Origin of the sequence: Nitrobacter sp. 62-13 (assembly GCF_001896955.1) — a bacterium.
Taxonomy (GTDB): domain Bacteria; phylum Pseudomonadota; class Alphaproteobacteria; order Rhizobiales; family Xanthobacteraceae; genus Nitrobacter.
In genome coordinates, this window is sequence record NZ_MKRN01000009.1 from 11,664 (window position 1) to 15,794 (window position 4,131).

Genomic DNA, 4,131 nt, shown 5'->3' on the forward strand with positions numbered 1-4,131 from the left:
ACCAAGATCAACCAAACGCTCAACCGCCACGGCCACACCCTTGTTTCGGCGTCGGCAGTGCAGGAGGCTCTCTCTTGACTGCGATACGTTCGGTCGTGCTCGGCTGCGGTTCCTATCTGCCGCAAAGGGTGCTGACCAATGCCGAGCTGGCCACCAGGGTCGACACCTCGGACGAGTGGATCGTCCAGCGCACCGGCATTCGCGAGCGCCACATTGCCGCCGAGGGGGAGTTCACCTCGCATCTCGCCATCCGTGCCGCCCAGGCGGCGCTCGCGAACGCCGGAATCGATGCGCAGTCGATCGAACTGATCGTGCTGGCGACCTCGACGCCGGACAACACGTTTCCGGCCACGGCCGTCGCCGTTCAGAGTGGCCTCGGCATCAATCACGGCGCGGCCTTCGACCTTCAGGCGGTCTGCTCCGGGTTCGTGTTCGCGCTGGCCACCGCCGACAATTTCCTGCGCACGGGCGCGTTCAAGCGCGCGCTGGTGATCGGTGCGGAAACCTTCTCGCGCATCCTGGACTGGACCGATCGTGGAACCTGCGTTCTGTTCGGCGACGGGGCCGGGGCGGTCGTGCTGGAAGCCCAGGAGCAGCCCGGCAAGACCTCGGATCGCGGCATCCTGACCACGCATCTGCGCTCGGACGGCCGTCACAAATCAAAACTTTTTGTCGACGGCGGACCGTCCTCGACCCAGACTGTGGGTTATCTCCGGATGGAAGGCCGCGAGGTGTTCAAGCACGCCGTCGGCATGATCACCGACGTCATCGTCGATGCATTTAATGCCTCCGGCATGTCCGCGGACGACATCGACTGGTTCGTTCCGCATCAGGCCAACAAGCGAATCATCGATGCATCGGCCCACAAACTGCATATTGCGCCGGAGAAAGTGGTGCTGACCGTCGATCGCCACGGCAATACCTCCGCTGCATCGATTCCGCTGGCGCTGTCGGTCGCCGTCGCCGATGGACGCATCAAAAGAGGCGATCTGGTATTGCTGGAAGCGATGGGCGGAGGCTTCACCTGGGGCTCCGCTCTTCTGCGGTGGTAAGACTTGAATCAAAATATCCGGCGCAACTGCCGTCATCTATCGTGCGAAAGCATGATGTGATAGGTTGACCGTGCGCCGTTAAACTCTTAATTTCAGTTACGAATTGTTCGCCGGGAGCTTGGGGCAGGCGATGACCGAAACCGGAAAAACAGTCACGCGCGTTGATCTCTGCGAAGCCGTCTACAAAAAGGTGGGACTGTCGCGGACCGAATCGTCCGCATTCGTAGAGCTTGTTCTCAAGGAAATCACCGATTGCCTGGAGAAGGGCGAAACGGTGAAATTGTCGTCGTTTGGCTCGTTCATGGTACGCAAGAAGGGCCAACGTATCGGCCGCAACCCGAAGACCGGCACCGAGGTGCCGATCTCTCCGCGTCGCGTGATGGTCTTCAAACCGTCGGCGATTCTGAAGCAGCGGATCAACGGCAGCAATACCGGCAACGGCGTCCATACCAAGGCCGAGTAAGCCGCGTACAAGCACTATGGCTGGTCCGGCGTTCGGAACCCGATTGGCAGAGGAGCGAGCATTTGGACAAGGCACCGGATGCCTTCCGTACCATCAGCGAGGTCGCTATCGACCTCGATGTTCCCCAGCACGTCCTGCGCTTCTGGGAAACCCGGTTTGCGCAGATCAAGCCGATGAAACGAAGCGGTGGGCGCCGCTACTATCGCCCGGACGACGTCGACCTGCTGCGCGGCATTCGCCATCTGCTTTACAGCGAGGGCTATACGATCCGCGGCGTGCAGCGAATCCTGAAAGAGCATGGCGTCAAATCGGTGCAGGGTCTGACCGAGGGATCGTCCGCCGCCGCGTTCGGCGCCATCGAGGACGACATTCGCAACACGCTCGGCGAGATCGACGACGACGAACTGCCCGACTATGAGGCCGACGACGAGGACGAGGACGGAGAAGGGGACGTCGAGGTCAGCGGCAGCGCCGCGCCCCGCGTGCGGGAGGCGGGTGAGCACAAGCCGCTGCGGCACAATCTCGACGAGGTGCTGTGGTCCGGTCCCGACAGCGCGGCAATCCCGGGCGTAAGCGCCGCCGCCGATCTTGCAAAGCTCAAGGATGTGTTGGCTGATCTGGTCGCCTGCCGGCGGTTGCTGGATGACGCACTCGGCAACGGCTGACGATTCGGCAGCCCGCCTTTCAGCGTCGTTCAGGTGAACGCCGGCGCGTCTTGCACAGCCCCCGGAACGCAGCTAGAGCTACCTTCGGCCTTGATAAAATCAGGGCCGGGGCTTCGTCTCGTTTGGCGCATTTTCTTCACGCGAAGCGGTACCGCTTCGCTTGAAAACGCTATAATGGAATGGAGCCGTAACGGCACGGAGCGTAGCGCAGCCCGGTTAGCGCACTAGTCTGGGAGACTAGGGGTCGGAGGTTCGAATCCTCTCGCTCCGACCAACCAAGCAGGGTCGGTTCTGTCATCGGATCGATCGGCCATCGGATCGATTGGCCGGTTCTCGGTCGCTCACCACGCCAAAAGCGAATGCAAACGGTGGTCAGCTTGCCGCCGAATATTGATTATCGGTTTCGGCGGCCTCATACTTGCGCGCATATTATTCCACCGATGGAGTCGTTATGACCGTTTTTCGCCGCGCTCTGATCCTGGTCGCGTTTGCGGCGGCATTTGCCGTTCCGGGCGGACGCGCTCACGCATTCGGTGATGTGCCGGACAACTATTTCGATCCCGCCGTCGACGTCGGCTGCTGGAAGTGGAATTGGCAACAGCATGCCTATTACGATGTTTGCCCGGTCTATGTGCATCCCAAGTCGTACATGTATCCGCGCCGTGCCCACGCGGTTCTCCGCACCAAGGGCTGAGGCGGCTTCGATAGCGATAAGCAAAAACGCGACCACAACAACTGCGATCGCGTCGGCGTCCGGAGTCGCGCGGCCTTGTGGTTTCGTGACGTCCGGGCGTTGTCGCGGTAAGCCGCGTCCGCCATGAGGCGCGCTTACGGCGTCGTGACGGTGCAGGCGACCGAATTGTGTTTGCCGAAGTTCAGGATCGCGTTTTCGCGCAGCCCGTCGAGCCAGATGTTGCGCCCGGCATAACGATAGCCGACGCCCATCGGAACGAGACGGACGTAAGCAGGCCGATTCGGCCCGGTGTGCAGCGTGGCTGTCACGATGTCGCCTGCAAGACTCACGGCGATCGGACACAACGGATATTCCCGACCGTTCTCGCAGTTCAGGACAATGTCCGAACAACCGCCAAGAACCGCGCCGCTGGGCGGCACGATTCCGAGATCCGCAGCATGCGCCGGGATCTGACTTCCTAAAGCAAGAATCCCTGCAACAACTAACTTTTTGAAATTAAAATATTTTTTCGCCATCCCAGCCTCACGTCAGCGCTGCGCAATCATCCGATATGTGCCTTTACCGGTCAATGCACCTCCTCGTCCTGACGCGCGACAGGCCTGTAGGCGTTGTAATTTAACCACACACCGAACTGCCTGGGTATCGATCCAAAGAATTGTTGACCTGTTTCATTGCGGCAAGATTATGATGGGTAAGATTCAGTTAAATCCATTTGCCGGATTTGATTTTTTTTTAAGGAAAGACGTCATGAACGGACCGTTTCATGTTGCGCAGGCGGATACTTCTGGAGCCGGCGGCGGGAGCGGCAAGCAACCTTCCCGGATCGTCAAGGTCACCAAGCCGTACGGCGAGCAGTCCGTTGTGGTGCCGTTGAGCTACGACGGAAGCGTCAAGGCGGACCTCTCGGCGATCGCGAGCGAAAGGATCACGCTGGTCCATATCGGCGAGAAGCTGATCATCCTGTTCGACAATCATTCGACGGTCACGCTCGAACCGTTTTTCGACAGCACCGGCAAGCCGCTGCACGATCTCACGGTTGAGGTGGCGCCCGGGCGCGATATCACCAGCGCGGAATTCGCGACGCTGTTTCCGGTCACTGACGATCAATCCGTGCTTCCCGCGGCCGGCGCGGGCAGTGGAAGCGGTGCGCAGGCGTCCGGCGCCCATTTTACAGCGGTTGGCGTCGATCCGCTTGCCCTCGGCAACCCGCTTGCGTTGCTGGGTCAGGAAGAGTTGCCCGGATGGAACATCCCGATC

At 60.5% G+C, this 4,131-nt stretch carries 6 protein-coding genes and 1 tRNA gene; 6 read left to right on the top strand and 1 reads right to left on the bottom strand.

The annotated features are described in order from the left end of the window. Nucleotides 1-74: 74 nt before the first annotated feature. From BGN91_RS01385 to BGN91_RS01405, 5 genes are all read left to right on the top strand, one after another. A complete protein-coding gene (locus BGN91_RS01385) occupies nt 75-1,052 on the top strand; it encodes a beta-ketoacyl-ACP synthase III (RefSeq protein WP_292610175.1) in 978 nt (325 codons plus the stop codon). Nucleotides 1,053-1,182: 130 nt separating this feature from the next. After that, entirely contained in the window at nt 1,183-1,515 is a 333-nt protein-coding gene (locus BGN91_RS01390; protein ID WP_292610176.1) for an integration host factor subunit alpha, read from the top strand. Between the two features lie 62 nt (nt 1,516-1,577). Further along, nucleotides 1,578-2,180, top strand: coding sequence for a MerR family transcriptional regulator (locus BGN91_RS01395; RefSeq protein ID WP_292610177.1), 603 nt, complete (start codon nt 1,578-1,580; stop codon nt 2,178-2,180). 196 nt (nt 2,181-2,376) lie between these two features. Continuing rightward, nucleotides 2,377-2,454: transfer RNA gene (locus BGN91_RS01400), tRNA-Pro, on the top strand. Between the two features lie 177 nt (nt 2,455-2,631). After that, nucleotides 2,632-2,874 carry a hypothetical protein gene (locus tag BGN91_RS01405; RefSeq protein ID WP_292610178.1) on the top strand — a complete coding sequence of 81 codons (243 nt, stop codon included), beginning with the start codon at nt 2,632-2,634 and terminating at the stop codon, nt 2,872-2,874. A 134-nt stretch (nt 2,875-3,008) separates the two neighbouring features. Here BGN91_RS01405 and BGN91_RS01410 read toward each other — a convergent pair whose 3' ends face one another. Continuing rightward, nucleotides 3,009-3,389, bottom strand: a complete 381-nt coding sequence (locus BGN91_RS01410) for a hypothetical protein (RefSeq protein WP_292610179.1) — start codon at nt 3,387-3,389, stop codon at nt 3,009-3,011. 232 nt (nt 3,390-3,621) lie between these two features. On the opposite strand from BGN91_RS01410, the gene BGN91_RS01415 reads away from it, so the two are divergent. Beyond that, the coding region (locus BGN91_RS01415; RefSeq protein ID WP_292610180.1) for a hypothetical protein at nt 3,622-4,131 on the top strand (510 nt) is incomplete at its 3' end.